Consider the following 3,914-nt stretch of genomic DNA (forward strand, 5'->3'; position numbering starts at 1 on the left):
ATACATTGAACCAAATTATACAGATAGAGAAATACCAGTCATTAAATCTGGAGAAAATAACCATATATATAAACAATTTAGTAATAATATTTTAGAAGAAAATGAAATAGAAGCAGACCCATTTTTTAAATATCAATATGCTTTAATAAGATACTTAGACGCTGAAACCGCTTGGGCTACTGCCACAGGGGAAGGAGTAATAGTTGGTTTATTAGACACAGGTACAGATGGGACTCATCCTGATTTACAAGGCCAATTAGTAGAAGGATATGATCCTTATCGGGGAATTACAATTGATCCTACAGTAGACTCCGATAAAGATGGTCACGGCACACACACAGCGGGAATAATAGCTGCTAAAAGAAATAATGGTGAAGGAATATCAGGATTAGCACCAGATGCTAAGATTATGCCTATAAGAATATTCAATCCAGATTATATAGGTGACTATGCAGTTGCTGACGGAATAGTATGGGCTGTAGATAACGGGGCAGATGTCTTATCAAACAGTTGGGGCGGTGGTGGTTATTCCAACATACTAAAAGATGCATTTGATTACGCTCTTAAGAACAACGTAGTGGTTGTTGCTTCCTCTGGTAATGATACTACTGATCAATTCTGGCATTATCCTTCAGCGTATACTGGAGTTATAGGAGTTGCTGCAAGTGACGCAAGAGATGAAATCACTACTTTCTCTTCACGAGGAGAATATGTATCAGTTGCTGCTCCAGGTAACAATGTAATTTCTACTATTCCAGAAAGACTTGCACAAGATGAAGGCGTAGAAAGACAACCTTACGCTTATTGGGCAGGTACTTCTATGGCATGTCCATACGTGTCTGCATTAGCCGCTTTATTGAAAGAAAAATATCCAGATGCCAATGTATACCAAATAAAAAGAATGATAGAAGAGGGAGCAGAAGATATAGATAAACCTGGATACGACACTGCTTCTGGCTATGGAAGAATAAACGCTGCAAACTCTCTTGCTCTTGATCCAGATGAATATGAGGGCGGTATTCTAAAAGTAGAAGCAAAAACTAAAAAGGGTGGTTATTATTTACCCGGTGTTAACATAACTTTAGAAAATAAAGACACTGGAAAAAGATATTATGGCAAAACTAATAATGAAGGTTACGAATTATTTGCTTGGATAGAACCCGGAGAATACGATATTATAATTGGAGGGCCAGAATATCTCTATGCATATGCACCAAATTACAGAATGAAAGAAGAATTGAGTTATCAAGGTGTAGTTACTGTAGCAACAGAAACGACTTATACTCAAGAATTTGAAACGACTCAATTCAAAGCAACTTTAAGTACAGACTTACCATTTTCTGGTACTCTTGATGTATTGTTATTGGATGAATATGGACAGGAAGTACAGGTTTTTAATATACAAAGCCCCGAAGAAATCACTATTGATCTATTATCTTCTATAGAAGAAAGTGGCTATTATTATTTGGTTTATGATTATGAAGGAGAACTTTATTATGAAGGAGAACTTCCTGAAGCGAAAATAATAGCAAAAGAAGATTTCGAAGATGGTGATTTAGAGCATGAGTTCTTTAACTGGGTAACTGGCGGAGATGCAGTACCTTTTATAGAAAGAACGTATGAAGCTACAGTTTTAAGATTTGGTGATGTAGACGATAATGGGCAAAGTTGGATAGAAACTTCATTTACTCTTGACACTGTTGCTTCATTGTCTTTTAAGGTAAAAGTTTCTTCTGAGGCAAATTGGGATTTCTTTAAAGTATACATTGATGGTGTGGAAAAATTAAGGTTAAGTGAAATAAGCAGCGATTGGATGACTTATAATTTTGAGTTGGATCAAGGCAATCACACCGTAAGGTTTGCTTATGAAAAAGATGATGATATTAGCCATGGTTACGATACTGCCTGGCTCGATGACATAGTATTAGGTGAGCCGTTTGGTATAAGTGGGGAGATAACAATAAATGACGAAAGTATTCCTGTTTTTAGAGTAATAAGTGGAGAAGGTATGGGCTTCATAGATGAATATGGAGGATTAGGAGTTCCTTGGACAATTTTCTAATTACAGTAAATGAAAATAGTTCTTTTTTCAATCAATGCAGTTCGACTCAATAATATTGATGTTTGAGAGCATACATTTTATAAAATGTTCGTTTAAAGAAAAGGCTACTGGAAATTCTCTAGTAGCCTTTTCTTATATTAACAAATTTATATACGTAGTCTTATTATTTCTGTTTTGAGATTGTATTTCTCACTTTAATATCCTCATACAATTAAACACAGCTAATAGAGATATTCCAACATCTGCAAATACTGCCCCCCACATATTTGCTAATCCTAAAACAGCTAGAATGAGGAATAAAATCTTAACTGCTAAAATAAATATTATATTTTGCCATATAATCTTAATAGTTTTTCGTGAAATGTTAATTGCGTCTATTATCTTGGAAATATCATCCTCCATAATAACAACGTCCGCTGCTTCTATAGCAGCATCAGAACCTAATCCTCCCATTGCAATCCCAACATCAGTTCTTGCAAGAACTGGGGCATCGTTAATACCATCTCCAACAAAAGCAACGGTATGTACATTATTTAAATATCTTTCTAATAGAGCTACTTTATCTTCTGGGAGTAAATTTGCATAGTATTCATCCACACCAAGTTCTAACCCTACTTTTCTTGCTGTTTCTTCATTATCTCCTGTCAATAAAACTGTTTTCTTTATTCCTAACTTTTTCAATTTATTTATAGTATCCTTTGCCTTTGGCCTTATCTTATCTGAAATCTTAATATACCCTGCAAAGCTGTCATTAATTCCAACATATACAATAGTTCCATTTGGCTCTAGTTCTGGAATATTTATACCATTTTCTTTCATTAAATCTATATTACCAACTAATACTGTCTCACCATTTATTTTAGCCCTAACCCCTTTTCCAACTATCTCTTGATATTCCTGTATTAACTTTTCATCTATATTATCGTTATAATATTCCTTGATTGATGTTGCAATAGGATGATTTGAATGGCTTTCTGCATAGGCTGCTATTTTCAAAAGTTCATGGCTGTTAATCCCGTTGTAAGCTTTAACCTCAGTAACCTCGAATACCCCTTCAGTTAGAGTTCCGGTTTTATCAAAAATTATTGTATCTATTTTTTTTAATGTTTCAAGATAGTTTCCACCTTTAACAAGCACTCCTTTTTTAGATAGCTTACCAATCCCAGCAAAGTACCCTAATGGAATTGACAACACTAAAGCACAGGGACACGAAATAACAAGAAAAACTAAAGCCCTATACAACCATTGTTTAAATGGTCCTCCGAATACTAATGGTGGAAGAATAGCTAAAGCAATTGCAGAAAATACAACAATTGGTGTATAATACCTTGAAAATTTTGAGATGATTTTTTCCGTCTTTGCCTTCTTACTTGAGGCATTTTCAACAATCTCTAATATCTTAGAGTAAGTAGACTGACTGTATTCTTTCTCAACTTTTACGGTAATTGAACCATTAAGATTCACAAATCCACTTAATACCTCATCCCCTTCTTTAATTGTCTTTGGAACAGGTTCACCAGTTAGGGCTGAAGTATCTACCATTGTAGATCCTCTTATTACTACCCCGTCTAGTGGAATTCTTTCTCCGGGCTTAACCAAAATTAATTGTCCTACACTGACCTCTTGTGGTGAAACTTTATAAGTTCTGTCATTATCTATAATATTGGCATAATCAGGTCTTATCTCAAGCAATGATTTTATTGATCTTCTTGAATTATCCACAGCAAGATTTTGTAACAACTCCCCAATCTCATAAAAAATCATAACTCCCACTGCTTCAGCAAATTGCCCAATAGAGAATGCACCAATTGTCGCAATACTCATAAGAAAGTTTTCATCAAAAATCAAGCCT

At 34.7% G+C, this 3,914-nt stretch carries 2 protein-coding genes; one reads left to right on the forward strand and one right to left on the reverse strand.

Annotated elements, in window-relative coordinates; translation table 11 throughout:
* Positions 1-2,062 (forward strand): S8 family serine peptidase (locus tag PKN74_RS08065; RefSeq protein WP_472310304.1); only part of this gene is annotated, 2,062 nt, incomplete at its 5' end.
* A gap of 189 nt (positions 2,063-2,251) precedes the next feature.
* On the opposite strand, the gene PKN74_RS08070 is transcribed toward PKN74_RS08065, so the two are convergent.
* Positions 2,252-3,914 (reverse strand): heavy metal translocating P-type ATPase (locus PKN74_RS08070; RefSeq protein ID WP_472310306.1); only part of this gene is annotated, 1,663 nt, incomplete at its 5' end.

The organism is Defluviitoga sp., from assembly GCF_035349255.1.
GTDB lineage: Bacteria > Thermotogota > Thermotogae > Petrotogales > Petrotogaceae > Defluviitoga.